We start from the raw sequence: 26,913 nt of genomic DNA, 5'->3' as shown, positions 1-26,913 counted from the left end.
CGGCCCTCCTCAATTAAACGGCTGGTAGCGGAGGGACATCAGGACCATATCGGCGTCACTCTTGGGTTTGCCACCAAGGCCGGAAAAAGCCTGTACATGGGTGTGGGCGTACTGCCCGCCAACCAATAGAGTGCCATAATCACCCTTGGCCGCTGTGTACCAGAAGCCCCCTGTTACTTGTGCTACTGTGCGGATATTGCCAGAAGCAGCGCAGTTGGTGGCGAGTTCGGTAGAGCAGCCCCGCATGTCGAAGCCCCGGTTGCCATAACCATAATGGGCACCATTATCATCAAAGGCACGGCGGCTGAGGACAGTCTCCGCCCCCGCATAGGAGTAGAGCTTCAGTTTTTTGAGGGGGGTGCCATAAAGGCCGATAAGTAGGTTGGCTTCTGGCAGAGGTGTGACGGCACCGTTACGCCCGTAGGTATAATCCGGCATGTTCGACGTGCCATAGCGGCCTAGCCCTGTACCGACGAGACCAGAAGCCTGAAAATATAGTTTGCTATTGATGAGGGGTAGGACCATGCCACCCCCACCGCCTCCAGCGATGCGGGTATGGTTGTGCCCTTCGCCCAACGTGCTTGTCCGGTCCCGGAAGAAGCGCATGACGCCTGTAAGCTCGTAATGGCCCCAGCCGGGGTCGGCAGCTACCTTGGCGATGAGGTCCGGTGCTGGGTCGGTTGTGTAGTAGGTGGAAGGGTTATTGACATTCGTACCTGTCAGCCGGTCCGTCGTGGTGCAGTGGTTAGCTGCGTTGGAGCAGGGTGACACACCAGCCGGAACCGAGCTGGGATTTTCGATGGATAGACCGGCAGCGTAGCGTTCTTCTTTACCGAATGTCTTGACCACACGGAACTGGGAGTTGCGTGTCCAGTTAAAGCCGGGAACGTATTGCGCCTCAATGACCATCGGGGTTTGCTCATCACGAGCCAACATTCCCTTGTTGAAGAGCGTAATTAGCGACCAGCTCTGCCCACCCAGCAGGTACCAGCCATCTTCCCGGTCTTTCAGTTCACCATAGACGACACGGGCGCGCGGCACATAGGAATTGGATTGACGGGAGTTGGAGGATGAGCCCGATCCTTGAAAGTCTGTTTCCACATAGGCGTCAGCTTCCAGCCAGTGGGTCAGCATCCCTTCTGCCAGAAAGGCAAGGCGGCTCTGTCGTTCAGTCTGATGGAATTCGCTCATGTGGGAGGCAGGCTGATTATGCCACGGGATGCCATTATAGGCACTGGCAATGTCGGCTGCACTGTTGCGAGACCGCCAGACGCCTGCGGCTTCCAGGTACCCGCCCAGTGTCAGGCGGATACCGCCAATCTGGAGCTGTCCCCGGCGCATGGGGCTGTAGAGGTCTGGATGGGCTGGGGGAATGGCGGTCAGTTCACCATAGGGGGTACTGGCTGTGCGGGAGGGGGCGAGGATGGTGTTGCCAAGGCCGAAGACATCATCGTACGCCCCAGCCTGAGGGTGTGATGATGGTACCCCGTACCCTACGGTGGTGGGCTGGCCTAGAACCCGTGCTCTGGAGGCATAAGGGTCTGCCTCGATGAGTTCTCTCTGGCGGGCAAGTTCAGCCCGGACACGCCGATTCTCGGCGGCTTGTTTCTGCTTCATGGCCTCAAGCTGGGCTTGCATGGCGTGTATCTGTCTTTCCATCAGAGTGATGGCATCGTCAGACCCAGCTGCATAGGCGGATGAAATGAAGTGTGATGCACTGTATGACAGAAATATTACTGTCATAAAACTGTAACAAAAGGAAGTTATATTACATTTTTTTGTCAGTTTCACGAATAACTCCTGCAGAGCACATGGCTTAACGTGTCTATTTACTCATTTTGTTGTGTTTAAAAAGACTTTTCTTTGTGTCTTTGTATATTTTTATTGTCTGGGATGGTGGCGCAGCTATAACGGCAGACAGGTGATCATTGCGTGTGCCGAGGGGTTTATGCGTCCGATAGACAAAGGTCTTCTCCATTGGAGGAAATACGGCAGGGCTTGCATGCTGGTGCTGTCCGTTTCATCCGCTCTCATGGGAGTGGCCCACGCAGAGGATGTAGAGATAACAGGGGCGGGCTCTAGCTTCGCCGCACCGGTTTATCAGAGCTGGAGCGTTCCAGCCGGGGAGCAGGCGGGTCTACAGGTCAATTATCAGACGGTCGGCTCCAGCGCAGGGCAGGATCAGGTCGTGGCTCGAACGGTAGATTTCGGGGCATCTGATAAGCCCATGAGCCCGGCCCGTCTGGCAGAAACGCATCTTTATCAGTTCCCAACCGTCATGAGCGGTGTGGTGTTAGTGGTCAATCTGCCGGGTATCGAGGCAGACGCTCTGCGGCTGGATGGCCCGACACTGGCAGCTCTGTATGATGGGCGCATTACGGATTGGGATGATCCTCGTATTCAGGCCCTCAATCCCGGGGTGAAGCTGCCAGATATGGGGGTTGTAGCCGTGCATCGGGCGGATGGTGCTGGGACGACCTATGTATTCACCTCCTACCTCTCCCGAACATCCCCAGAGTGGGAAGCTAAGATTGGAGCAGGCACGCTTGTGGAGTGGGCCGGTGGGGCCGGTGCCCGAGGCAATGATGGCATTGCCGCCCTTGTCCGGCAGACGGAAGGGAGCATCGGCTACGTAGAATATGCCTATGCCGCTCAGAATCACTTAGGCATTGTCCAAATGAAGAATCATGATGGGCAATTCGTGCTGCCGTCTCTAAAGGGCTTCATTGCAGCAGCTTCAGCGGCGGAGTGGAAGGCGGAAGACCATTTCGCTGTTAGTTTGCTGGATCAGCCCGGGGCAACGAGTTGGCCTATCGTGTCTGCTACTTACGCTCTAGTGCCTGAAGATGCCGTCAACCGGCCTGAGGGGCAGGGCGTGAAGCGGTTCTTTAGTTGGGGCTTTACTCACGGGGCGGAGATTAATGCCCGGCTTGGCTATGTGGGGCTGCCTGCATCCGTTAGTGATGCCGTTTTGCGTGGCTGGCCTTCGAGCGCAGCAGGGAAGTAAGTAGGGAGACCTGCCCTTCATGCCGTAGGCCGTGCCAGCTGAGGAGTGTATCGGCCAGAAAGGCCAGCAGGGCGGCTACGGTGCAGCCTAGTGCAGTGCCGAAGAGGGCGAGCAGCCAGAGAGACGTTGTGGCGTCCCCGAGCGAGCCGACAAAGAGGGCTATGGCGGCGCCGCAGGTCATAGCCCCGCCTAGCCCGTTGAGGATGATGGCGAGGTCCAGCACGACAATGCGGCGGGTCAGGCGTTTCTGACGGGTCTTCAATCTTTGTGGCGTATCATAGCTGTACTGGTGGTCTTGCTCGGAAGGTGGAGCGGCCAGTAGGCGGTTGACATTGTCCAGATGGTCCGAGACACGGGCCAGCCTCGTATTGAAAATATTGATCAGCGTACCGATACCCGAGAGCATAAAGACGGGGGTTAGGGCCATCTGGATGATGTGGGCAGCATCGTCGATATTGTTCATCTGGCTCAGGAAGGGCAGGGGGTTCAGCAGGGGCACGGTCATGATGGTTCTGGGTGGGTTGTACGCTAGGGCAGTATGCCGGATAAGGTCTGTTCACGCTATGGGCATGAGCGGAACCATCGCCGGAACATCGAGACCTCATAGAGAGGCGATAATGCACAAGGGGAGCTGGATGGGCAACAGAACTATGAGGGGGAACGGCGTCTTGTTGGGTCGGTCTTGGCTTTGCGGGCTGCTCTTGGCCGGTCTGTCTGGCCTGTCTGCCCCTGCCAGAGCAGAAGAGCCGGAGAACCTAGCCCCGGCCTGCCCACCCCCTGCCCGGCAGGTGGAACTGGCCTGCCAGAGCTGGACGGAGATTGACGCTGCCATGAAGGCGGGCACCAGAACGGTTATTCTGCCTGTTGGTGGCACGGAGCAGAGTGGCCCTTACATGGCGGTGGGAAAACATAATATCCGGGCCCATGTTTTAGCGGATGAGATCGCCCGTAAGGTGGGGCGGACGCTGGTAGCCCCCGTATTGGCTTATGTGCCGGAAGGTTCAACCCACCCGCGTACGGGGCATATGCGTTTTGCAGGGACGCTTTCCATCCCTCCCGCAGTGTTCGCCGGATTGGTGGAAGGCACCGCAGAAAGCCTGAAGGCACAAGGATTCACGACCATCGTGTTGTTGGGGGATCATGGGGGCTATCAAACCCAGCTGGCGGCTCTGGCCAAAAAGCTGAACAGGCGGTGGGCTGCGGAGGGGGCGGTGAGAGCCCTGTATGTCGGGGCGTATTATGAGGTCGTGGCCGGGAAGTATGGGGATTATCTGCGGCAGCGGGGCTATGGTGTGGCTTTAGGGAAACATGCCGACATAAGCGATACGTCACTCATGCTTGCTGTGGACCCGTCCCTTGTGTTGGAGGGGCTTCTGAGGCAGGCTGACAAACCAGATTCTGCCGATGGTGTCTATGGTGGTGACCCGCGGCAGGCAACGGCTGAACTTGGCCGGGCCGGCACAGCCATGCAAGTGCAGGCCGCTGCTGAGGCCATTTCGTCTTTCAACAGGAGACACCCATGAGGCTTAAAGTTTCTTTTTTGGCGATGGGGGCGTTACTAGCTGCGGGGGCAGCTCAGGCCCAGCAGACAGCCAATCATCCTGACCCGCAGGATGAACCGATCGTTGCCGATTCACCAAAGCCGTTCCCAGATGGTGACCCTACCGCAGATGGCAAGGTTTCATCATCTGCTTCTGGCACAGTGACAGAGCAGGCACTGGTTGTGCAGACTATTCCGGGTATGCCGCCCGTGCCGGATATTCATAATATCTATAGCGAGGCAAGCGGTCCGGATAAGCTCTCTCCCGTTGTGGCGCATGATCTGGAGCGTATCTATGTGCCTAATCTGCGTGGCAATAGTGTCTCCGTGATCGACCCCAAAACCTATAAGGTTGTGGATACGTTCCCGGTGGGGCGGTCTCCTCAGCATGTTGTACCCTCATGGGATTTGCGGACGCTATGGGTGACGAATAACAGTGAGGGCCATACGGATGGCTCCCTGACACCGATCGACCCGCTAACGGGTAAACCCGGTAAGGCTGTTGCCGTGGATGACCCGTACAACATGTATTTCACGCCGGATGGGCAGAATGCGATCGTTGTGGCGGAAGCTCATCGTCGTCTGGACTTCCGGGACCCGCATAGCATGGCGTTGAAAAGCTCTGTTGAGGCACCTCTGTGCGAGGGAATCAACCACGCTGCCTTCTCTGCGGATGGACGCTATGCGATCTTTACGTGCGAGTTTGGGCGGTACCTGGCCAAGGTGGATACGGTCAACCGTACGTTGCTGGGGATGCTAAAACTCTCCAAAGGGGGGATGCCGCAGGATGTTCTGGCCGCACCGGATGGCCACAAATTCTATGTAGCTGACATGCATGCAGATGGCGTGTTCATCATTGATGGTGATAGCTTCAAGGAGACGGGCTTCATTCCCACAGGGCTGGGGACACATGGCCTGTATCCGAGCCGTGATGCCAAGCTGATTTATGTGGCTAACCGTGGGTCCCACATGGTGCATGGTCCTCGCCACAGCAAGGGCAGTGTTTCCGTTGTGGATGTGGCAACGGACAAGGTGCTGAAGACATGGCCCATTCCCGGTGGTGGCAGCCCGGACATGGGGAATGTCAGTGCAGACGGCAAAATGCTCTGGCTCTCTGGCCGGTTTGATGATGTCGTTTATGCCATTGATACCCAGACCGGGGCTATGAAGATTATCCCCGTTGGTGCTGAGCCTCATGGCCTGACCGTCTGGCCTCAGCCGGGTCGGTACAGCATCGGCCATACGGGCATTATGCGCTAAATTCTCTGGTTAGGAGATCGCATCTGTCTCATGGTGTTTTGTAGGAAAAGGGGGCTTTGGCCCCCTTTTTTTATGTCTGTTTTACGGTAGCAGAGAAAAATTCACCTCCGCATTAGGGTGGGATGTAACCGTTACTTGGGGTTATTTCGGGTATCCGGATTAAGTGGTTGACGTTCTCTTCTGATCCACCAAAACCTTATTCTTCCCAGAAGGTTGATAGATCGACTCCGTGAGGGCGTTGGTGATCGGGATTTCGGTCTCGAAGTAGGTCAGTATCTCTTCGCGCCAGTTGCTGACAGCCTTGACGAGATCCTTCCAGACCTCCTTCTGCCCCCGCGGGATGTCGTTAATCCATTGAGCCAGCGCCTTCTCGACATGAGTGTGAAGCCGGCGAGTCATGCGGTAACCGTCCACGATCTCGGGCAGGCGAGGCCGGAAGGTCTGGTCGCAGGCACGGCAGATATAGCGGCGGCGGATCATCCACAGGGTGACCCGCTTACCGTACATCGGCAGGTCGCAGTAGGTGCTTTGCTTCTTGCCGAACCGGACGAACTCACCCTGAACTCCGCACTCCTCGCAGATGACGGGGGTGGGAGCTTCTAGCTGGAAGTGGAAGTCGTGCTCCTCTTCCTTGGAGTCCAGGAGGTGGTACTCCGGTAGGTGAAGGATGTTGTTGGGTAGGCTGGTCACGCAGCCCTCGCCTATAAAGCTGAATTTATTCGCGAGGAGCTGATGCCAGCCTCACTTTTTTAATGATCAGACCGTAACTACAATCTTTCCGATCTGCTGATTAGCTTCCAGAAACTTATGGGCTTCCTGAATGTCGTCTAGCGCAAAGGTTTTTGCTATGAGTGGGCGGAGACCTCCAGATTCCAAACCCTCTAGAATAAATGATTTGGCTCGCGCGAGAGCTGCAAGGTCAGAAACGATTTCTGCGTAAAGGTAGCCCTTGAGAGTCAGGCTCTTCCCCAGAACGGTAAACAGTGGGAACGGGGTTGGCTCTGTGCTTAGTGCGCCATACTGCAGAAGAATACCGCCTCGGGCCATGCTCTGTGTGAGCGGCTCGAAAGATGGGCCTCCAACAGGATCGAACACTACGCGGGCACCTTGACCGTTAGTCAACGCCATGACTCGCTCGACGATATCTTCTTCATCGCTAACGATGACGTGAGCGGCTCCAGCATCCAGAAGTGCTTGCTTCTTTGCACGGGTACGCGTAATCGCTATTGGTGTAGCGCCGACCATGCGAGCCATCTGGAAGGCAGCCAAGCCGACACTACTGGAAGCGGCAGTGACTAGAACAAAGTCGCCTTCCTGCAGTTTAGCCTGCTCAATAAGGGCGCCCCAGGCCGTAACGTACTGCATCCAAGATGCAGCGGCCTCTTCGAAGGACAGGTTCGCTGGGTTCTTGACCACAAGGTGAGCCGGCACATTGGCCAATTCTCCGTATGTACCCCAACGGGCAATATCCAGTGGGGGAATCAAGGCGACGGAATCTCCCTCCTTGATATCCGTTACCTCGCTACCAACAGCCGTTACAAGGCCTGCGGCCTCGTAGCCAAGGCGACTGGGAAAGTCGGCCTCTTGCAGGTAAGCATGATTACGAAACATCACTTCGGCGCGGTTCAAGCCAATGGCTTTAACGCCAATTTGTATCTCGTCTGCTGCCGGTGCATGTACGTCCAATTCCTCCAACTTGAGGACGCTAGCGTCACCGTATTCATGGATTCTTACAATTCGTGCCATAGTGGTTACCTCTTTCGTCGTTAGGGTCAGGTACTTAGGGCATACTGGACAAATTAATGGGAATACTTCCATTTCTTCGTCGCTGATCCGTTATGCTCTCAAGGCGTGATCGACAATTTAGGTGTTGCTAGCTAATGGATAAAGGCCTATGTCGGCTCAAGATTAGAAACATGAAGTTTATAATGGATCGTTTGTCTCAGATGGCTACGTTCGTCAAAGCAGTGGAGCTGGGCTCGTTTAGTGCCGCTGCTGACGACCTCAACATGTCTCCCCAACTGGTTGGCAAACAGGTAAAAATGCTTGAGCAGCATCTGGGAGTCTCTCTGCTGAATCGAACGACACGTCGGCAGAGCCTCACTGATTTCGGCCGGACATTTTACCAACGCGCGAAGATGATCCTGGCAGACATGTACGCTGTAGAGAGCTTAGCTGCTGAGGCCCGTGGCGTACCCAGCGGTCGCTTGCGCATCAACGCCCCCGTCACCTTTGGCATGCATGCCCTGTCCCCACGTCTTCTTGAGTACATGGTCAAGTACCCCCAGGTGTCACTGGACCTGACACTATCGAACGAACTGGTCGATGTGGTTGATGACGGTTACGATGCCGTTTTTCGGATCGGTGTGCTGCAAGACAGCGGCCTCAAGGCAATTCCGCTCATGCCCTATCAGCTGGTTTTGTGTGCCGCTCCGTTTTATCTGGAGCGGAGGCTCCCCATCAAAACACCATGGGACCTCCAGCAACATGAATGCCTCGGCTTTGGCTATTCCGATGGTCGTTCGAGCTGGAGTTTTGACGGTCCTGAAGGACGAATAGATGTACCAATTAAAAGCAGATTGACGATTAATCAGGGTTACCCGTTACTCGCGGCCGCCATAGCTGGGCTAGGTGTAATTCTGCAGCCACTAGAATTGGTCGGGGATGCACTGCGAAATGGGTCTCTTGTGAGACTACTTAGTCAATATGCTGTACCTGCGTCACCTTTGCATATTTTATATACTCCAGACCGCCGGATGACTCCTAAACTACGCAGTTTCCTAGATTTCTCTGTAGCGACATTTGGAAATAGAAGTAAATGATACTGATCTGCATTAATTTTCCTTGGGCTGGCCGGCGTTAATCCAACTTTCAGAATCCCGATCTGGTCGGCAGCAGCCTTTAAAGGCGCTGTATCCAGGCCAGGAAAAAAGTAGGACTTTATTGCCAGCTTCCCTTGTAAGGACTGAGCCAGTCAATCTTCTAATAGCGATACAAAAAGATCCTGACAACTAGTTAACCCAGAACGTGGCGGGGCCAGTGCCGCAAATGGGAGATATCAACCAATTGTTCCGGATACCCGTTATTTCTTTGCTAATGGCCGGGGGGGTGTGTTGGTATCGGCCAGGAAATGTTGGAAGAGCCTGTCCTCCAACATGGAGAGAGGGATTGAGACGAAAAACCATATAATAGCTACGATGACCGTGCGGGGCGGGCTCCCCTTAGGAGCTAGAACCATCGTGCCCACTTCCTGATCCCAGAACGTTGTACCGGTGCGTCTGTACCGTATGTAGTGGATGATTTCTGCTAGGGGCGTCAGGAAGTAGATGCCTCCTGTATAGCAAGTGACATAAATGAGGTAATTGCGTTTCAAGCAGGTAGAGAGGTCGAGTTTTCGACCATTAGTGCGCAGGGGCCTGATGCCGAGAAGATACTTACCCAATGTATTACCATAATAGGCCCCTATTAGGGCATCCAGCACCATGGAGAGGGGAAGGATGAACAGTAGATCGGCAATGGCGGCATTCATGATGGGTAGCGTGAAGCCAGGTGTTAGTGTGCCGATGATCTTCAGGCTGGGGAAGAATGTCTCCAGACCATGAATAAGGCCATAAACGGGCAGTGAGAGGAAAAACGCATAGACGGCAAGATCAATGATACGGGCTATCAAACGGGCCCATATGCCGGCTTTGGGATAAGAGGGAGGGGGATGAGTGGTCATGGTTAGGCGTAAGTTGTGAGAAAAGAAGCGGACGATACTAGGAGGTAATTATGTCTTTAAGACGGGCGGGAGGCGGTGTTATGGCCCGTTGGACACAGCTGTGGTTTGCGGGCCTGTCCAGCATGGATAAGCAGAAGGACGAGTAGATGAAGCGGTATAGTGGTATGGCAATGGGGGCTGTTCTGGCCCTGATGGGCGGGGTGATATTATTATCGGCTCCGGCTTGGGCGGCAGAAAGTACGCCGGTTGAGACCAGCCATACTAAAGCGACGCTCATCAGCGAGGTGGATGCAGTTGGAACGCCAACAGGTGATGATCCCGGGAAAGGTAGCCTGCGTGTTGCTCTAAGGCTCCAGCTAAAGTCTGGTTGGCATACATATTGGCAGAATCCCGGTGATGCCGGTGAGGCTCCGCATATTCATGTTACGGTGAGCGGTAGCCGGACCGGGACAGCGGACGGTGTGGAATGGCCCGTGCCAGAACGTGTCTCGGAAGGTGGGCTAATGGCCTATGCCTATCAGGGGGATGTCGTGCTGCCCGTGCGGGTGCCCGTGCAGGGGCGGGATACGGGCGAGGTGCAGATTACAGCCAAAGCAGATTGGCTTGTTTGTGCCGATGTCTGCGTGCCGGAAAAAGGTGAGTTTTCGCTCACATTACCCGCCCGTTCTTCCGGCCCTGTGCCGCAGGCGGCCGAGGCAGAGCTATTCCGTCGGGCGGATGCGGCCATGCCTCAAGCGTCTCCTTTCACGGCGCAGATCGGCCCTGATGGTGTGCTGACCTTGCGTGGTGCTGGTCTTTCACCTGCTACGGTGCGGCAGGCGTGGTTTATGCCACAAGAAGGCGGCGTGATTGCCCAGAATGTACCGCAGGCTCTCTCCGTTCAGGCTGGGCAGTTAGCCTTGCAGCTGAAGCCAGATTCCTACGCCGCTCATCCGCCTCTTTGGCAAAAGCCGATGGCTGGTGTCGTTGTGCTTGTGGATGGTGCAGGTAACCGGTCGGCCCTTCAGGTAGGGGTTGTGCCTGTTTCTGGGAGTGCGCAGGTGGAGCAGCCTGCCGCACCCGGTGGGGGTAAAACGGAGCGGGCTATATGGGGCAGCCTGCTTTCGGCGTTTCTGGGTGGTATCATTCTTAATCTCATGCCTTGCGTGTTTCCCGTACTGGCCATGAAGATTCTGTCCTTCGCACATATGGGGGGCGCAAGTTGGCGGACACGCTGGCGGAGTGCGGCCTTTTATAGCGGGGGGATCATGGGATGCTTTGCGGCTCTCGGTGCGTTGATGATCGCTCTGCGTTATGGAGGAGCCTCTGTAGGGTGGGGGTTTCAGTTCCAGTCATCGGCTTTTGTGGTCGGGGTTGGGTGGCTGTTATTTGTCATGGCACTCAACCTGCTGGGGGTGTTCCAGATCACAGGGGGGCGTCTGGCTGGGCGTGCAGGGGAGATGGCCGCTGGGCATGGTCCAGCGAGTGACCTTCTGGCAGGTCTGTTGGCTGTTATCGTGGCGACCCCCTGTACAGCACCTTTTATGGGTGTAGCGATTGCCGCCGCCTTGGGTGGGCCCGTATGGGCAGGGCTGTTGATCTTTTTGGCTATGGGGTTGGGGTTGGCGGCACCTTATTGCGTGCTGGCACTCGTACCGGGGTTGGCTCGGTGTCTTCCTCGCCCGGGGGCATGGATGGAACGGCTGAAGCAGCTTCTGGCGTTTCCTCTGCTGGCAAGCTGTGTGTGGCTGCTCTGGGTTGCTGTGCTGCAGCGTGGAGGAGACGCTGTAGTGCTGATGGCCGGAGGGGCTGTACTGCTGGGGCTGGGGGGCTGGTTGTACGGGCTCGCCCAGCAGTGGGCTATTCTTGGTCAGGCGTTCCGATCTGTGTTGGTCTGCCGTGTGCTGGCTCTATTGTGCTTGCTGGTCTGTCTTGCCGGCTTGGGGCGGAGTGTCATGGCGGGAGAGGAAGCGTCTAACGTGTCCTCCATGACTGCAGAAAAGGTTGGAGCCGGAGTGCAGGCCTCGGATGGTCCGATCATTGAGCCTTTTTCGGCAGAGCGGTTAGCGGCTCTGCGGGCAGAGGGGCGGGCCGTGTTTGTGGATATGACCGCCTCTTGGTGTGTGACCTGTATGGTTAATGAACATGTGGCGTTGGATGTTCCTTCTGTCCGGCAGGCTTTCCGGCAGCATGGGGTGACCATTTTGCGAGGGGACTGGACCCGCCGCGATGAGCGGATTACCGCATTTTTGCGGGATCATGGCCGTGATGGTGTTCCCCTCTATCTGTATTATCCCCCCCATGAGACCGAGCAAATATTGCCGCAGATTTTGACACCTGGCCTTGTGCTGAAATTTTTGTTCCCTAACCGGGGAAGTGAAACAGACTAATATTAAAGCGGAGAAACGATTTTATAGGTCGTTACGTTTACTTAATATTAGTATTTTGCCAATTTTACGCATGCCATTCGTCTCGGTGGTCGCCTTGAGTGGTATAGCGTAACGGAAAATGGGGGTTATCGGCTGGTGAGGCGCATTATTTTTCTGAACTGCTTTCCGCGGGACCTTGTCTCGGGTGGCATCAAGACAATGTACCGTCATGCTTTGTTGCTTCGCCAGGCGGGGTTTCATGTGCAGGTTCTTCAGGCAGAGGGTGTGCCTTCATGGCTGGGTAAAGAGATGCACCCTTTGATGTGCGAGACAGTCACTAACCTCACGAGGCAGGATATATTCGTTTTCCCTGAGGTGTTGAGGGAATGGTATGCGGATATGATCAGCACGCCCATGATTGGGAAGAAGGTCATTTTCTGCCAGAATCCTTATTATTTCTTCACATATGGCCCATCAGCCCAAAAATTGGCGGAATTGGGGGTGACGCAGGTTTTAGCCCCGGGGGTAGGGGCGGCGCATTTGTTGCAGCGTGTTCTAGGGCTGGAGAATGTTCAGGTTACCCCGCCTGTGGTGGATGGTAATCTGTTCAGGCCAAGGCAGAAGAAACTTCAGATTGTCTGTGCTGAATGGAAGTGGCCCCAGCAGGGCGGGCTGCCGCGTTATGCTACGCTGCTTCAAGATATGCTGAAACTTAAATACCCGCAGTTTTCTTCTGTTCCATGGGTGCTACTCCAGGAGAGAAAGGAAGAGGAAGTGGCGGCTCTCATGGGTGAGTCGGCTGTTTGTCTATCGCTGGGACGGCTGGAGGCCCTTGGCATCACAGCGTTGGAGGCCATGGCGGCGGGGTGTCTCGTTGTGGGGTGCCACGGTGGTGGGGGGAGCGACTATGCCACCTCGCAGAATGGTTTCTGGCATTCTCCCGAAGATGTGGAAGGTATGGTGGACTCCCTGGCAATGGCGTTGGAGGGCTGTGCCTCCGGTAGTGCTGTTATCAGGAAGATGGTAGCGCAGGGACAGGCAGCAGCGCAGCCTTATACTCCAGATAAGGTCAGTGTGCGGTTGCAGCAGGTGTATAGCCAGCTTTGGGATTAAGTCGTTGGGCGGGCAAAAAGCTGTGATGCAGGGATGCGTTCGCTGCGCATCAACGATATAATAGTTATCTGTTAATATATGGGCCTGCTGGTTACCAGTCGGGGAAGTGTGCTGGTGGGCTTCTAGCAGGGCCGTGTGGGGGGATAACGATGCTGGATCGGTTTGTGGCCTATAATGCCCGGACTATGGGTGACGAGGTGGCTTTTGGCAGCCTCTCCCGTAAGCGGTCTTATGCCTTGCTGGAGGCAACAGTTAGCCGTCTGGCTCATAAGCTGGAAGGGTTGCGAACCCTGGGCCTTCGCCGTGTTGCGGTGCAATGTCCTGATACATGGCGGCACTGGTGCCTGACACTGGCTCTGGGCCGGTTGGGGCTTGCCTCGGCCTCTTTGTCCAACGGGGAAGTTTCGGATGAAGAGCTGGCCATATTGCAGCCAGACCTTATCATCCTGCATGGGGAGAGTGGGCTGGCACCTGGTGAAGGGCGGCTTGTGCTGGGTGAAGACTGGTTCAGTCGTGCCCTTGCCAAGGTGGAGGAAGATGATGCCTCCTGTTATTATCCTCCTGTTCCGGTGGAGCGGTCTGCGCCTTGTCGTGCTGCGCTGGCTAGCGGCACGGGACGGGATATGCACCTGCTGGAACTTAGCTTCGGTGAGGTAGAGGGGCAGCTGCACCGGATCATTTATCATGACATGGTGGAGTATTTCTTCCGCAATACCAGAGGCCGCGGCCGGATGGTGGGAAAGCCACAGCTGCTTTGTACGGTCGGCCCTCAGTCCCTGAGCGGATTCCTTATGACTGGGGCTGCCCTTGCGGGTGGCACGACCCTGCGTAGCAGTGATGCCCAGAGTATTGGGGCGGAGGTTATGCAGGCTTCTGCTCTTATGATTGTCATGACCCCGGTTCATCTTGAGCATCTTTTGCGCTCTCTGCCCCCGCAGGGGCGGGCCATGAACCACATTTATCTTAGCGTTGTGGGTGGCAAACTTTCCGATGCGGTTCTGAAGGAAACGAGGGAACGTTTTACGCTACAAGTGCAGGTCGTCTACGGCACAGATGAAAGCGGGCTTGTTGCAGCGATGCCTGCCGAGTTGCGCCAGACCGAGGATGAGGTTGGTGCGCCTCTGCCGTGGGTGGATGTCGATATCGTGGATGCTGAAGGGCGTAGGCTCCCGGCTGGGAAGGTCGGTAATATTCGCATCCGGGGTGGTGGTGTCGTGCATGGCTATGTTGATGGAAACTCCGATGCGGCACAGCGTTTTAGAGACGGCTGGTTTTACCCGGGGGATCGGGGATACCTGTCCGATAAAGGCGTGCTTTATTTGTGTGGGCGAACGGATGAGCTGGTCAATATGGGCGGTGCCAAATTTGATCTAGGCGTGCTGGAGGACCTCCTGCGTACCGAAGAGCGTATCCGTGACGCTGGCGTTTTCGTGATGACGGATGAGCAGGGGCAGGAGCATTTCTACGCCGCCATTGTCTCGCATGAGACGTTTGACGGACAGGCACTGTCGGCTCAGTTACGGAAGCGTTATGCCGCCTTGCCGCCCGTTACCATGATATGGGTGCCCACAATACCACGGACATCAGAAGGGCACGTGGATAGGGACCGGCTGAAAATGGCGCTGAAAGATTATATCCGGAACGAGCTTGGCGCCCGGAAGAGCTGATTTTTTATAGTGCAGGATAAATGCCGAGACGCTCGGATACAGGAAATAGGACAGGAATGAGTCAAACATATAATCCCGATGAAATTGCCATTATTGGCGTTGGCTGTGTTCTGCCGGCTGGACTGGCGGATGGCGACTCCCTCTGGCGGTTCCTGTTGGAGCGCCGGGACGGCTGCGTGGCTATTCCGGAATACCGTTGGGGGCGTAAACGGTTTTATGACCCGGTCGACCAGACCCCGGGCAAGACAACCATGGAATATGGTCACTTCATGCACCAGGAGGACCATCAGTTCGAGCCGCTGTTCTTTGGTATTTCTCCCCGTGAGGGGATGGTGATGGACATCCAGCAGCGTCTCCTTCTGGGTGTGGCGTGGCGCGCTATAGAAAATGCAAATGTGGTTGCGCGCACGCTCGAGGGGACCAAAACGGGCGTTTTCATAGGTAGCTTCACGCAGGATCAGCTTGTCCAGTGTGGCAGCCCCTTCATGCAGCCGCAAATTCGGGATCAGTTTGCCGCAGTCTCTGCCGGTATGACCATGTATGCGGCCCGTATTGCCCATGTCTTCGGGTTAAAAGGGCCGGCCATCGCCATGGATACGGCTTGCTCTTCATCTCTGGTGGCTCTGCATCAGGCCTGTAACAGCCTGCGTCTTGGTGAGTGTGACGTGGCTCTGGCCGGTGGTGTGAATTTCATGGCCTCCCCGCAGACAGCCATGCTTATGACGAAGGGGCACTTCCTTGCCAAGAATGGCCGTTCCAAGTCTTTCGCTGCAGATGCAGACGGCTATGGGCGTGGGGAAGGCTGTGTCATTCTCATGCTCAAACGGCTGAAAGATGCCATGCGGGATGGTGATGATATTAAAGGTGTTGTCTGTAGTTCTGGCGTGAATCAGGACGGCCGCACCCCTGTGCTAACCATGCCGGACGCCGATGCGCAGGAAACGCTGATCCGTGATGTGCTGCATCGGGCTGATGTTTCGGCGCAGGATGTGGTCTATGTGGAAGCGCATGGGACGGGAACACCTGTTGGCGACCCGATCGAAGTTAAAGCCATTGCAAAGGCCATTGGGCAGTATCAACCAGAAGGGCAGAAGGTTCTTATTGGTTCCGTAAAGGCCAATCTGGGTCATATGGAGGCTGCTGCTGGCGCTGCGGCTGTCCTAAAGACCATGCTGTGTCTTGAGCATGGTAAGGTGCCCGGACAGGCTAATTTGAAAGAGCTGAATCCGGTCATTCCGTTTGATGAATACCGCGTGCAGGTTGCACAGGGGGAAGCAGTCGCCTTGCCAGAGCGTGACAGGCTTTATGCTGTCGTCAATTCCTTTGGTTATGGCGGAACAAATGCTGTCGCCCTGTTGCGCCGCCCGACCGAAAAAGAGCGGACCGCAGCGCAGCGCCGAACGGTGCGTGATAATAAGTTGAAGGGAGTGCGGCCTGCCGGCTTTATGCGGCGGGTGCCTCTGCTGCTCAGCACATTCTCGGAAGCCTCTCTTGGTTTTATGGCCAAAGCCTATGCGGAACGGCTGGAGGCTGGTCCCGCTGAACGTAGCCTGTGGGAGGCACTTTGCTTCTCTGCAGCACGCTATGGGACGTGGTTCCGCCATCGGGCGGTGATTCTTCCGCCACAGGGTGAAGAAGAAATTATACAGGCCCGTGATGCCTTGCATGCTCTGGCTGAAGGCAGGGCACACCCGGCTCTGTTTACCGGCAAGGCCGTTGTGGATGATGCTGCAAAGCCGGTTTTCCTTTTCTCCGGCATGGGGCCCCAGTGGTGGGGAATGGGCCGTTACCTCCTGCGGAAAGGGCCGGTAGAGGTTCGCAATCTGGCGCAGCGTTGTGATGAGCTGTTCACAAAACTGGCAGGCTGGTCTCTGCAGGAAGAGTTACTGAAGCCGGAGTCCAAGTCCCGCATACAGGAGACGGAGGTCGCCCAGCCTGCCATCTTCCTCGTGCAGATTTGTTTGGCGGCGTTTTTTACCCGTCATGGCGTAATGCCCGGTGCCATTGTCGGCCATAGCGTGGGCGAGGTAGCTGCTGCCTATGTCAGCGGTGCGCTGACGTTAGAAGATGCCGTGACGGTCATCTATCATCGTAGCCGTCTTCAGGCCACATTGGCAGGCCGTGGCACTATGTTGGCCGTTGGGATGGGCCGTAGCTTGCTAGAAGAGCGGCTGGAAGGCTTTAAGGGCAGGCTTGCCATTGCGGCTATCAATAGTGGCGATTCCTGCACGGTGGCGGGTCCTCTTAAGGACCTAAAGGTGCTGGAGGCAGACTGCGCAAAGGAAGGCGTGTTCGTACGGCTTCTGAAAGTGGAAGTGCCGTATCACAGCCCGGAAATGGCGGCGATTGAGAAGGATATGCTGTCCTCTCTGGCTCATATTAGCCCGAAAACACCGGAAGTTCCGCTTTACTCTACGGTTACGGGTAAGCTGTGGGGCGAAGATGAACGGCATGATGCTGCTTATTGGTATGCCAATGCTCGGGAGCCCGTCCTCTTCCATGATGCTATGCGGGCCATGCTGAATGATGGTCACGCTATTTTCCTTGAGCTCGCAGCTCATCCGGTTCTGGGTACGTCTGTAACGGGCTGTGCGGAGGAAGGCCGCTATGAGGTTGCCGTCATACCGTCTCTGCGCCGCAAGCAAGACGATGCAGATGGGCTTCTGCGTGCCTTGATCCGTCTGGCTCTTGCCGGTGCTGAATGGGACTGGCGTTATGTTTTGAAGCCGGAACTGATTGAGCGGCCTTATTACCGTTGGGAAGAAGGTGGCAAGATGTGGCTGGAGACCGAAGCCTCCCGCCGTGACCGTCTGGATGAACAGGTTCATCCTGTTCTGGGTACGCCGAGCCTGCTGGAAAGCCGGGCATGGCGGGCTGACATTGGGGTGGTTCTGATGGAATGGCTGATGGACCATAAGGTCCACGGTATGGCCCTATTCCCAGCTGCTGCTTATGTCGAGGCAACTCTTGCGGCGCATTTCCAGTTGGAGGCTAAGACCCCGGCCGTGGTGGAGGACATCACGATCAGCACGCCGTTGATGGTGCAGGAGGGACAGGCACCGGTTGTCATGTGGCGGTTTGACATGGCGACCCGCCGTCTTGTTTTCGATAGCGAAACAGTGGCGTGGAATGGCGACTGGCAGACACATGGTCAGGCGACCGTTCTTCAGGCTGCCCCATGGTGCACGATATCGACGGAAAATAAAACGTTCGATTTCGAGGCCTTGTGTAAAGGGGCAACCCGCTTTGAAGGGGCCGAAGTTTACGAGGCTCTCGCCGCTATGGGGCTGAATTATGGTCCAGCCTTTCAAACTATGCAGTACCTGTACCGGGGGGATGGCTATTCTGTAGCGGAGATTGCCCTCAAGGATGAACAGGTCGCCACGCTGGAGGATTATCACCTGCATCCGGCATTGCTGGATGGTGCTATGCATGCGCTCATTGGGGCCTTCCCCTTTGAGGAGCAGAAGGATGTGTATGTTCCGGCCTCAATCGACCGTGTCAGCTATATGGGCCAGAAAGTATCACGGGCCTATGTAAAGGTGACCCCCACCTTGCGGACACAGCGCAAGATTATGGCCGATATGCGCCTGTTCACGCCGGAAGGGGAACTGCTTTGTGAGGTACTGGGCCTGTGCTGCCGCCGTGTGGCGCGTAGCGGGCATGAGGCTTCTTCTGCGGCTAGGCTGATCTATGCGCCGAACTGGATGAGCGCAGAGCGTCAGATCCTGTTGAGCGAACCGCAGGCTATTACCCTGCTGGGTGAAGGGAGTGGTCTGGCTGCCCAGTTGGCTGATGTGTTGAAGGATAATGGTGCAGAGCTGACTGTTAGCTCCCAGCTGGATGGTGCCGAGCTTGCAGATGTTCTGGATCACGAACCATTCTTGTCCAAGCAGCGGGCGTTGGTCCTGTTCCCGCAGGCTGGTGCTGATTATCAGCAGTGTCTTGATGACATGGCCGCCTGCGTGGCGTTGCTCCAGCGTGTACCAACACGAAACCGTAAACGGCGTTTGCCGGTCATTATTGTTACCCGTGGCGCCTATGGCAGGGACGGGGACGCACAGGCACTTCAGCGGGCGTTTCAGGGTCTGTTCCGTGGTGCCGCAGCCGAGCGTGTTTTGGACCTCGCTATTCGTTATGTCGATGTGCCGGCTGAGGGGGCAGAGGCCCTGCTAGACGATATTGCTGCCGAGCTTGTGCTTGAGGATACGTCAGAAGATACAGTCTGGCTGCGTCCGGCCACCAAGGGGGCAGAAGAGGATGCCGCAGGGGAAGGGGTAGAACGTATGGTCCAGCGGCTGGTGTCGCCGCCGTTGGAGCCAGAACCCCAGCCCGTCCCGCTGGAAGAGATCATGGGTGGTGCGGATGATGGCACTATCGGTGTCCGTCTTGAAGGCAGCCGCTCCGGTACGTTGGAAGGGGTCACATGGCAGGCTTTTGCTGTGTCGGAGCCAGGGCCGGGTGAGGTCAAGGTGCGCACACGTATGGCCAGTCTTAATTTCAAGGACGTGCTGAAGGCCATGTCTCTCCTGCCGGAGAGCGTGACAGAAGGGACCTTTAGCGGCGATGCCCTTGGGTTGGAATGTGTTGTAGAGGTCGAGGCGGTTGGTGAAGGGGTTGAGGACATGAAGCCCGGCGACCTGCTGGCGCTTGTCTACCCGGATAGCTTTACGTCCCGCCGCATCGTGAAGGCGAGCGAGTTGGCTTATTGTGCCCTGCCTTTGTCGGGAGAGGAGCTGCCTTTCTCACTGGAGCAGATCGCTGGCCTGCCGCTGGTGTTCGTGACAGCTTATTACACGCTGATTCATCTGGCTCAGCTTCAGGAAGGGGAGAGTGTTCTCATCCATGCCGGGGCTGGTGGTGTGGGGCAGGCTGCCATCCAAATTGCCCAGCTGAAAAAGGCAGTGATCTACAGTACAGCTGGTAATCCAGAGAAGCGGGACTATCTGCGTAAGCAGGGATGTGCCGGTGTCTGGGATTCCCGAACGCTGGAGTTTGTGGATGGCATCCGTGAGGCCACGAATGGCCGAGGCGTTGATGTGGTGCTGAACTCCCTGCCCGGCGAGGCGATGATCCACAGCTTGCGGCTTGTGGCACCGATGGGCCGTTTTCTGGAGATCGGTAAGCGAGATATTGTAGAGCATCGGGCGTTGGAACTGATGCCGTTCAATGAAAATCTGGCCTATTTCTCCTTCGATATGGACCGGATGATGCCGCATAAGAAGCTTTATGGCGTCATGGACGAGATTCTGCTTCTGGCCCGTCAGGGGAAGTTCTCCTTCCCGCAGACACGCATCTTCCCAGCTGCTGAGGCTTCCGAGGCCTTCCGCTACCTCATGTCCTCACGCCATATTGGCAAGATTATGCTCTCTTATGAGGATATGAGTGGCATCAAGGCTCGTCCGCTGCCACGGGTTCAGCCGGGGTTCAGTCGTCAGGGTTCTTACCTGATCACAGGTGGCATGGGTGGTTTTGGCCTTAAGACGGCAGAATATCTTCTGTCTCGGGGGGCAGGGGTGCTTCATCTGGTAGGCCGGTCTCTGCCGAAGGACCCGGAACGGAAACATGCCATCGCTACCCTGAAAAAGCTGGCCGAGAGTGTCGGCGGCAAGGTAGTGACCCATCGTCTGGATGTAACGGATCGGAAGGCCGTGCACGATCTGGTCAAAAAGCTGGCTCGGGATGAAGTGCCGCTGCGGGGTGTCTTCCATGCTGCCGGTGTGGTGGATGATCAGCTCATCAGCAAGGTGGGGGCGGCCAATATTGCCACCGTCATGGCACCTAAGGTGCTGGGCGCACAGGCGCTAGATGAGGCGACCCGTGGGCTGGAGCTGGACCACTTCGTGCTTTATTCCTCCTTTACGGCGGAGATTGGTAATCTCGGGCAGAGCAGCTACATGGCGGCTAATAGCTACCTGAATGCTTTGGCAGAAAATCGGCGTCAGCAGGGGCTACCTGCTTTGGCTGTGGGGTGGGGTGCCATCGGCGACGTGGGGATGCTGACCGAAAGTGATGCTGCCGGGCGCATGTTTGATGTTGCCGGGATTAAGACCATGACAGCGGCGGATTCTCTGGCTTATTTGCCGGTGCTTTACGGCGTGGACCGCAGCGATGTGTCTCTAGTGGACCTTAATTGGGTGCAGGTCTTTGGGGCACTGGCGTGGCTGAAAAACTCTGCACGCTTCGCACTTTTGCAGCAGGAAAGCCATAAAGGCGGCATATCGGACTCTGTCCAGCTGCTGATGAACATGCCAGAGAATGAGCGTCTGGATTATGTTCTGCTGCGTCTCAAGCAGCAGCTTGGGTCCGTCCTGCAGGTGGAGCCGGAGACGATTGAGGATGGTGCCCGTCTCTCCGAACTGGGGATTGATTCCCTCGCTGGTGTGGAGCTTCAGACAGCCATTCGCTCGGAATTTGGTGTCGATGTCTCCCTTGTGTTGCTGGCTCGGAATGAAACCATCATCGAAATGGCTCGCAGCTTGCTGCGGCAGGCGGTGGTGATGGCCCAGCAGGGTGGTACTGTTGCTCTGGAAGGGGTGCAGGCCGCTGGAGGGGAGGCATGACCGCCCGGACATGTCGCATCGTCCATCAGTCCGGTTATGTGATTGAGCAATACGAGCAGGGCTTCACCATATTGGACCGGCACAGCCATCGGCTGGATGAGATGTTAAGCTTCCGGGCCATGGAAAGGCCGGAGCAGCTACAGTGTGTCGTGCTGGATGAGACGCTGGAAGTGGCCGACACCCTGACCTTTCAGCAGGCCCATGATTGGGCCTGCCGGGTAGCGGGGCTTTTGGATCGCTTTGTGTCGGAACGGGAGCGGGTTCTGCTCTGTTTTGAGAATGACACGGCGGCCGTGGCTGGTTTCTTTGGCTGTGTCTACGCCAATACCGTGCCGGTATCGGGTGTCTGTCCCAGCATGGTTGGTAGTGTGGACCGGCTGTTCGATATTCTGGAGGACTCCGAGGCTGTGGCTGTGCTGGGGCCGCGGGAGGTCCTGATGGGGTTTCGGCGCCAGGCCGCAGGCCGGGCTCGCAAGGTGAAATGGATTCCCATTGAGGGGGCCGAAAGTGCCGAGCCGCTCCACCGCCGTTGCGTGGCAGAGCTGGATGACGTGGCCCTTGTGCAATATACGTCCGGCTCCATCGGGCGGCCCCGTGGGGTGAAGATCACGCATCGTAACCTGGGGACCAACCTGCACCTGTTGGTGATTCGTAGCGATATTTGGCTTGGTAGGCTGGGGCTGATATGGCTGCCTTTGTCTCATGATATGGGACTGGTGAGCCTCATGTTCGGGATAGCAACGGGCGGGCCTACATGGTTGATGAAACCGGAGCATTTTATTGCTCGCCCGGAACGTTGGGTGCAGGCGATAGACCGGTATCGGGTCAATTTCTCCATTGGTCCCAATTTCGCTTATGAGCTTTTAGCGCGCAATGTGCCGGACTCTGCTTTGAAAGGGCTGGACCTGTCCTGCTGGAAATGGTCCGTCATCGGGGCTGAGATGATCGAACGGGGGACAGTAAACCGGTTTCTGGAACGGTATGCCCCTCTTGGGTTGGATCCCTCCGTCCTTCGGCCGGGTTATGGCATGGCCGAGACAACTTTGATGATCACGAGTGGTAGCCGGGATGGTGAGGAGGCCGTGTCCTTCGCAACATTCTCTCGGGCCGGGCTGGCGGAGGGACGTGCTGAACCACCGCATGATGAGCATGACAGGCGTGTTCTGGCCGATTGTGGCTGCGTGATAGAAGAGCATGCCATCCTTGTTGTGGACCCCGAGACCGGTGATAGCCTACCGGATGGTCAGGTTGGTGAGTTGTGGTTGAGCGGCCCCTGTGTGACACCGGGTTATCTGAACCGGGAGCAGGAAAATCGGGAGCGTTTCAGCACCGATGCAGAGGGCCGCAAGTGGTTCCGCAGCCGGGATTCAGGCTTCCTCGTGAAGGGACATCTCTTCGTGACGGGCCGTATGGAGAATAGTCTCCTTATTGGTGAGCAGCGTTATGACCCGGATGATCTGGCACAGGCCGTGCGGCAGGCTTGTCCTGTCTTCAGCAGCCGGGGTGTGACGGTGTTTCGGCACGAGGGAGAGTTGTGTGTGATGGGTGAGCTGTCTCTGGCGCAAGTGAGGCAGGAAACCGGTCATGAGAAGCTTCTGGCTGGGATGGCCCGTGCCATACGGCAAGCCTGTCCAGCCCGAAAATTGCGTTGTGTTCTGGTGCGGCAGGGCGGTGTGCATCGTACGCCAAGTGGTAAGATTCGCCTTTCTGCAACGTCCGAGGCTTTTGTGGCGGGGCGTCTTCCTATCGTGCAGGAGCAGTGCTTCGGCTTGGATGAACTGGAGAGGGTCGAGATTCTGGCATGGGGAGAAACACCGCTATGAGCAGAAACTGCGGTGCAGGGTGCATGCTCGCCCGGGAGAGAGAAGAGGAGGCATGTGTGCAGGAGTGTGGCCGTGAGTGACAATGACAAGATTGTTTTGACGCAGGCTGGTCCCGGAGGGATCCGCTATGACTTCAATGATGGCTGTCGTGTCTGTGTGCCGGAGGGAGCCCTTTGGGCAGTAAGGTTGCGGGACCTGGATACAGATACGGTCCTATTCTTTCAGGAGATCAACGGGGCTGGCATGGTGCAGAGCTTGAAGCGGTATTATGTCCGCTTTGAGATCACCATTTGGAAGGATGGGGAAGAGTTTTTCACCCATGTTTGCGATCTGAAGGATCGTGAAGTCCTCATAACGATGTATATGGGCGGGCTGGGTGACCATATCGCTTGGATTGGGCAGGCCGCTAGCTTTGTGGAGAAGCATGGCTGTCGTGCGAGTTTCTTCGTAAATAAGGCCATGATTCCTCTTTTTGAGGATGCCTACCCCCATATTCGGTTTATTGATGAGGATGATCAGAGCGACCGGCAATATTACGCCCATTACAAGGTGCTGGTCTTTTTTGGGGATACGGAGTTTACGTGCCAGCCTAATGATTACCGGCAGACCGGTCTTTCCCACATGGGTGCCTATATATTGGGGCTGTCGCCGCAGGAGCGGAAGCCCCGTGTCGTTGTTGAGCCAGGGGGCCGCCCGATGGAAGAGCCCTACGTTTGCATCGGGGCGCAGGCATCAGGGCTTAGTAAATACTGGAATAACCCTCGCGGCTGGTATGATCTGATCCGCTTCCTGAAGGAGAAAGGCTACAAGGTTGTCTGTATTGATAAGGACCGTGTATCTGGGCCTATCACAGCCATCCGGACCATCCCTCATGGGGCGCAGGACGAGACCGGGAACCGCCCATTGCCAGAGCGTGTCCGCTGGTTGCAGCATGCTGAATTCTTCGTGGGAACCTCTTCCGGTCTGGCGTGGCTGGCTTGGGCTGCTGGTGCCAAGGTGGTCATGATCAGCGGCTATACCGAGCCATATAACGAGTTCTATACGCCGTATCGCATCATTAATAGGAATGTCTGCAATGGCTGTGCCAATGATGTGAATATCGAGTTGAAACCGAGCGATCCTTTCTTCTGCCCGCGTCATAAGGGGACAGAAAAGATGTTTGAATGTTCCCGAGGGATTTCCTTCACACAGGTGAAAACAACCATTGAGCAGATTCCGGGGTTTGGGGAGCTGTCACAGAATGACTGAGAAGAAAACGGAACGTGTCTTGCAGGATATCGTCGCCCTGAGGCCACCTTCCTCTGCCTCCATACTACCCTTTACGGAAGAAACAGTGGATTCCGGTGTGGAAGGGCAAGAGGACCGCATGGTTTTCTCTGCGGCTGAACTGCCGTCTGCTTCTCTCGAGGCAAGTGGCAAAGGGCCGTTGAATAAGAAAGATGACGGCATAGAGCGGCTGCCCAACCTCCCATTCCCAGCACCGGAGATGGAGCCCACACAGGAGGGGCCCTACGGCCTGCGCTATGACTTCAACCTCGGTATCCGGATCAAGATGCCAGAAGGTGAGCAGTGGCGTGTGCGCTTCTGGGATATGGAGACAGATACCTGCCTGTATGATGGTAAATCTGGAGGAGAATATGTCTCTTCCCGTAAGAAATACTTTCTACAGGTGTTGATCGAGCTGTTTGAGGGTGATGAACTTGTCTGGACGCATGAATATGATGCGCGGCGGAAGAAAGTCGCCATCATCATGCCGACCGGGACGTTAGGGGACCCGTTGGGGTGGGTACCGTATATCGATCGGTTCGGACAGAAGCATGACTGCGACATGACCGTCGTGACGAGCGAAGTGATTGTCGACCTCATGGGGCCGGCCTACCCGCATATTCGCTTCCTGAAGGAGGCGGAGTTTGTCGGAGTGAAAGGCGAGTTTTACGCCAGCTATTATATCGGACTGTTTTTCCATGATGAGGAACAGGCTTGGCAGCCACGGGACTTCCGTGCTGTTGGCCTGCATCGGACAGCCGGATGGATTATGGGTGTGGACCCGACAGAGATCCGCCCCCGGGTGGCTATCGAGAAAGCCGATACCCGCCCGATAGAGGAGCCTTATGTGGTGGTGGCCGTACAGGCATCCTGTGCCTGCAAGATGTGGCAGAACCCGCTAGGATGGCTGGATACGGTCCAGTATCTGAAAAAGATGGGCTATCGTGTTATCTGTATCGATAAGGACCCCGTGGTCGGCCATAACATCACATGGAACCATATGCCCAACGGTGTGGAGGATGAAACCGGGGAGCGTCCGCTAGCAGAACGGGCCCGCTGGATAAAACATGCTGATTTTTTTGTCGGCCTGTCTTCCGGCCTTTCATGGCTGGCTTGGGCTGTTGGAACACCTGTTGTCATGATCAGCGGTTTTACAGACCCGATCAATGAGTTCCAGACGCCGTACCGTGTGTTCAGTAATCATGGTTGTAATAGCTGCTGGCACGATCTGCGGACGCCTTTCCAGCATAACGACTATCTGTTCTGCCCCCGTCATAAAGGGACAGAGCGTGCTTTTGAATGTACGCGGAATATCAGCACGTCTTATGTGTTGTCTGTCATTAAGAAGCTTTGTCGGGATCATGACCTTGTTCCGCCCGCCGTGGCGGCTGGTGAGCCGTGGCCTGACGATGTGGAGCGGGTGAAAGAGGTCGCAGAAGTGGCAGGGCGGCAAGGGTATGAGCATCGGCATGAAGTTTACTGGAAACTTTAACCACTAATGAGGGTGGCATCCCCACCCTCCCATCATGCCCGGCAGGGTGTCATTTATGGGGCAGCCTGCTAGAAGGGCAGTCAGGTTCCTTCTTTGCGAGAATGGTTGACTGAATGACGATAACATCTCTGCCGGTCTGTGTGGCCGCTCTTTATCATTTTACGGCGTTTGAGGATCATAAAGCCCTGCGTGAACCGCTTCTGGAGATATGCCAGAAGGAGGGTGTCAAAGGCAGTTTGCTGCTGGCCCGTGAGGGCATTAACGGCACGATCGCCGGGCCAGATGCGGGCATTGATGCCGTACTGGCTTATATCGACAGCCTGCCAGGCTGTGCCGGGTTCGATTACAAGAAGTCCCGTGCGAAGACGATGCCTTTCTTGCGTATGAAAGTGCGGCTGAAGAAAGAGATCGTCACGATGGGACAGCCGGATATTGACCCCCATGTCTGTGTTGGCCGTTATGTTGAGCCGAAGGACTGGAATGCCCTGATTTCTGACCCTGATACGGTCGTGATGGATACCCGCAACGACTACGAAGTAGCCATTGGCACCTTCCGCGGCGCTGTGGACCCGAACCTGAAGACATTCCGTGCCTTCCCCGAGTGGTTCCGCAACTGGCGGAAAGAGGTGGAGGCACAGGGCCGTACACCGAAGATCGCCATGTTCTGCACGGGGGGCATACGGTGCGAAAAATCCACTGCCTTTGCCCGGCAGGAAGGGGTGGACGATGTGTACCATCTCAAGGGTGGCATCCTGAAATATCTGGAAGAGATTCCAGAGGAAGAAAGCCTGTGGGATGGGGAATGTTTCGTGTTCGACCAGCGTGTGTCAGTTGGGCACGGGTTGAAACTGGGCAAGTATGACCTCTGCCATGCCTGTCGTGCACCCATCAGTGTGGAAGATAAAGAGTCGCCCCAGTATGAGGAAGGTGTGAGCTGCCCGCACTGTTACGGACAGAGAACGGATGCTCAGCGACAGCGTTATCGTGAGCGGCAGCGTCAGGCACAGCTAGCAGCAGAACGAGGGCAGGCTCATCTAGGGGATGAGGCGCAGGGCTGACCTGTTTTTCAAATCCTGATGTGTTGTGGAAAAGGCGTCTCCCGCAAGGGGGGAC

Annotated in this window: 17 protein-coding genes; 12 read left to right on the top strand and 5 right to left on the bottom strand. The window is 56.3% G+C overall.

Features of this window, described 5'->3' with window-relative positions:
• Nucleotides 1–9: 9 nt before the first annotated feature.
• The gene (locus CPA57_RS07475) at nt 10–1,743 is read right to left on the bottom strand and encodes a hypothetical protein (RefSeq protein ID WP_182082191.1); all 1,734 of its coding nucleotides are present in this window, start codon (nt 1,741–1,743) and stop codon (nt 10–12) included.
• A 259-nt stretch (nt 1,744–2,002) separates the two neighbouring features.
• Between CPA57_RS07475 and pstS the strand changes: the two genes are divergently transcribed.
• Entirely contained in the window at nt 2,003–3,007 is a 1,005-nt protein-coding gene (gene pstS / locus CPA57_RS07470; RefSeq protein ID WP_182082190.1) for a phosphate ABC transporter substrate-binding protein PstS, read from the top strand.
• On the opposite strand, the gene CPA57_RS07465 is transcribed toward pstS, so the two are convergent.
• Entirely contained in the window at nt 2,958–3,512 is a 555-nt protein-coding gene (locus CPA57_RS07465) for a DUF2721 domain-containing protein (protein ID WP_229709336.1), read from the bottom strand. The two genes, pstS and CPA57_RS07465, sit on opposite strands and share 50 nt — an antisense overlap.
• A gap of 130 nt (nt 3,513–3,642) precedes the next feature.
• On the opposite strand from CPA57_RS07465, the gene CPA57_RS07460 reads away from it, so the two are divergent.
• Both CPA57_RS07460 and CPA57_RS07455 read left to right on the top strand, forming a co-directional pair.
• A complete protein-coding gene (locus CPA57_RS07460) occupies nt 3,643–4,530 on the top strand; it encodes a creatininase family protein (RefSeq protein WP_229709335.1) in 888 nt (295 codons plus the stop codon).
• The gene (locus CPA57_RS07455; protein WP_229709334.1) at nt 4,527–5,807 is read left to right on the top strand and encodes a YncE family protein; all 1,281 of its coding nucleotides are present in this window, start codon (nt 4,527–4,529) and stop codon (nt 5,805–5,807) included. The genes CPA57_RS07460 and CPA57_RS07455 overlap by 4 nt, the downstream gene beginning before the upstream one ends.
• 159 nt (nt 5,808–5,966) lie before the next feature.
• On the opposite strand, the gene CPA57_RS07450 is transcribed toward CPA57_RS07455, so the two are convergent.
• Together CPA57_RS07450 and CPA57_RS07445 are read right to left on the bottom strand one after the other, a co-directional pair.
• The gene (locus CPA57_RS07450) at nt 5,967–6,497 is read right to left on the bottom strand and encodes a transposase (protein ID WP_182082189.1); all 531 of its coding nucleotides are present in this window, start codon (nt 6,495–6,497) and stop codon (nt 5,967–5,969) included.
• 66 nt (nt 6,498–6,563) lie between these two features.
• Complete coding sequence (locus tag CPA57_RS07445) at nt 6,564–7,553, bottom strand: zinc-dependent alcohol dehydrogenase family protein (protein ID WP_182082188.1); 990 nt, start codon at nt 7,551–7,553, stop codon at nt 6,564–6,566.
• Nucleotides 7,554–7,735: 182 nt separating this feature from the next.
• Between CPA57_RS07445 and CPA57_RS07440 the strand changes: the two genes are divergently transcribed.
• Nucleotides 7,736–8,629 carry a LysR family transcriptional regulator gene (locus CPA57_RS07440; RefSeq protein WP_077396971.1) on the top strand — a complete coding sequence of 298 codons (894 nt, stop codon included), beginning with the start codon at nt 7,736–7,738 and terminating at the stop codon, nt 8,627–8,629.
• A gap of 260 nt (nt 8,630–8,889) precedes the next feature.
• Here the strand turns inward: CPA57_RS07440 and CPA57_RS07435 are convergent, their stop codons facing one another.
• Nucleotides 8,890–9,528, bottom strand: coding sequence for an RDD family protein (locus tag CPA57_RS07435; RefSeq protein ID WP_268235223.1), 639 nt, complete (start codon nt 9,526–9,528; stop codon nt 8,890–8,892).
• 146 nt (nt 9,529–9,674) lie between these two features.
• Between CPA57_RS07435 and CPA57_RS07430 the strand changes: the two genes are divergently transcribed.
• The 8 genes from CPA57_RS07430 to trhO all read left to right on the top strand — a co-directional run bounded on the left by CPA57_RS07430 (nt 9,675) and on the right by trhO (nt 26,858).
• Entirely contained in the window at nt 9,675–11,897 is a 2,223-nt protein-coding gene (locus tag CPA57_RS07430) for a protein-disulfide reductase DsbD family protein (RefSeq protein ID WP_229709333.1), read from the top strand.
• A gap of 135 nt (nt 11,898–12,032) precedes the next feature.
• Nucleotides 12,033–12,989, top strand: a complete 957-nt coding sequence (locus CPA57_RS09035; protein WP_182082186.1) for a glycosyltransferase — start codon at nt 12,033–12,035, stop codon at nt 12,987–12,989.
• A gap of 149 nt (nt 12,990–13,138) precedes the next feature.
• Nucleotides 13,139–14,656 carry a class I adenylate-forming enzyme family protein gene (locus CPA57_RS07420; RefSeq protein ID WP_182082185.1) on the top strand — a complete coding sequence of 506 codons (1,518 nt, stop codon included), beginning with the start codon at nt 13,139–13,141 and terminating at the stop codon, nt 14,654–14,656.
• 56 nt (nt 14,657–14,712) lie between these two features.
• Nucleotides 14,713–21,219 carry a type I polyketide synthase gene (locus CPA57_RS07415; RefSeq protein ID WP_182082184.1) on the top strand — a complete coding sequence of 2,169 codons (6,507 nt, stop codon included), beginning with the start codon at nt 14,713–14,715 and terminating at the stop codon, nt 21,217–21,219.
• Nucleotides 21,216–23,042: an AMP-binding protein gene (locus tag CPA57_RS07410; RefSeq protein WP_182082183.1), complete on the top strand. Its 1,827-nt coding sequence runs from the start codon at nt 21,216–21,218 to the stop codon at nt 23,040–23,042. Before CPA57_RS07415 ends, CPA57_RS07410 begins: the two co-directional genes overlap by 4 nt.
• 72 nt (nt 23,043–23,114) lie before the next feature.
• The gene (locus CPA57_RS07405) at nt 23,115–24,290 is read left to right on the top strand and encodes an autotransporter strand-loop-strand O-heptosyltransferase (RefSeq protein WP_326831370.1); all 1,176 of its coding nucleotides are present in this window, start codon (nt 23,115–23,117) and stop codon (nt 24,288–24,290) included.
• On the top strand, nt 24,283–25,800 hold the full coding sequence (locus tag CPA57_RS07400) for an autotransporter strand-loop-strand O-heptosyltransferase (protein ID WP_229709332.1): 1,518 nt from the start codon (nt 24,283–24,285) through the stop codon (nt 25,798–25,800). Before CPA57_RS07405 ends, CPA57_RS07400 begins: the two co-directional genes overlap by 8 nt.
• A gap of 113 nt (nt 25,801–25,913) precedes the next feature.
• The gene (gene trhO / locus CPA57_RS07395; protein ID WP_182082181.1) at nt 25,914–26,858 is read left to right on the top strand and encodes an oxygen-dependent tRNA uridine(34) hydroxylase TrhO; all 945 of its coding nucleotides are present in this window, start codon (nt 25,914–25,916) and stop codon (nt 26,856–26,858) included.
• The last annotated feature ends 55 nt before the right edge of the window (nt 26,859–26,913 follow it).

This window comes from Bombella favorum, assembly GCF_014048475.1.
GTDB lineage: Bacteria > Pseudomonadota > Alphaproteobacteria > Acetobacterales > Acetobacteraceae > Bombella > Bombella favorum.
Note: the sequence above shows the minus strand (reverse complement) of the source record. Positions and strands in the feature narration are given on the sequence as shown.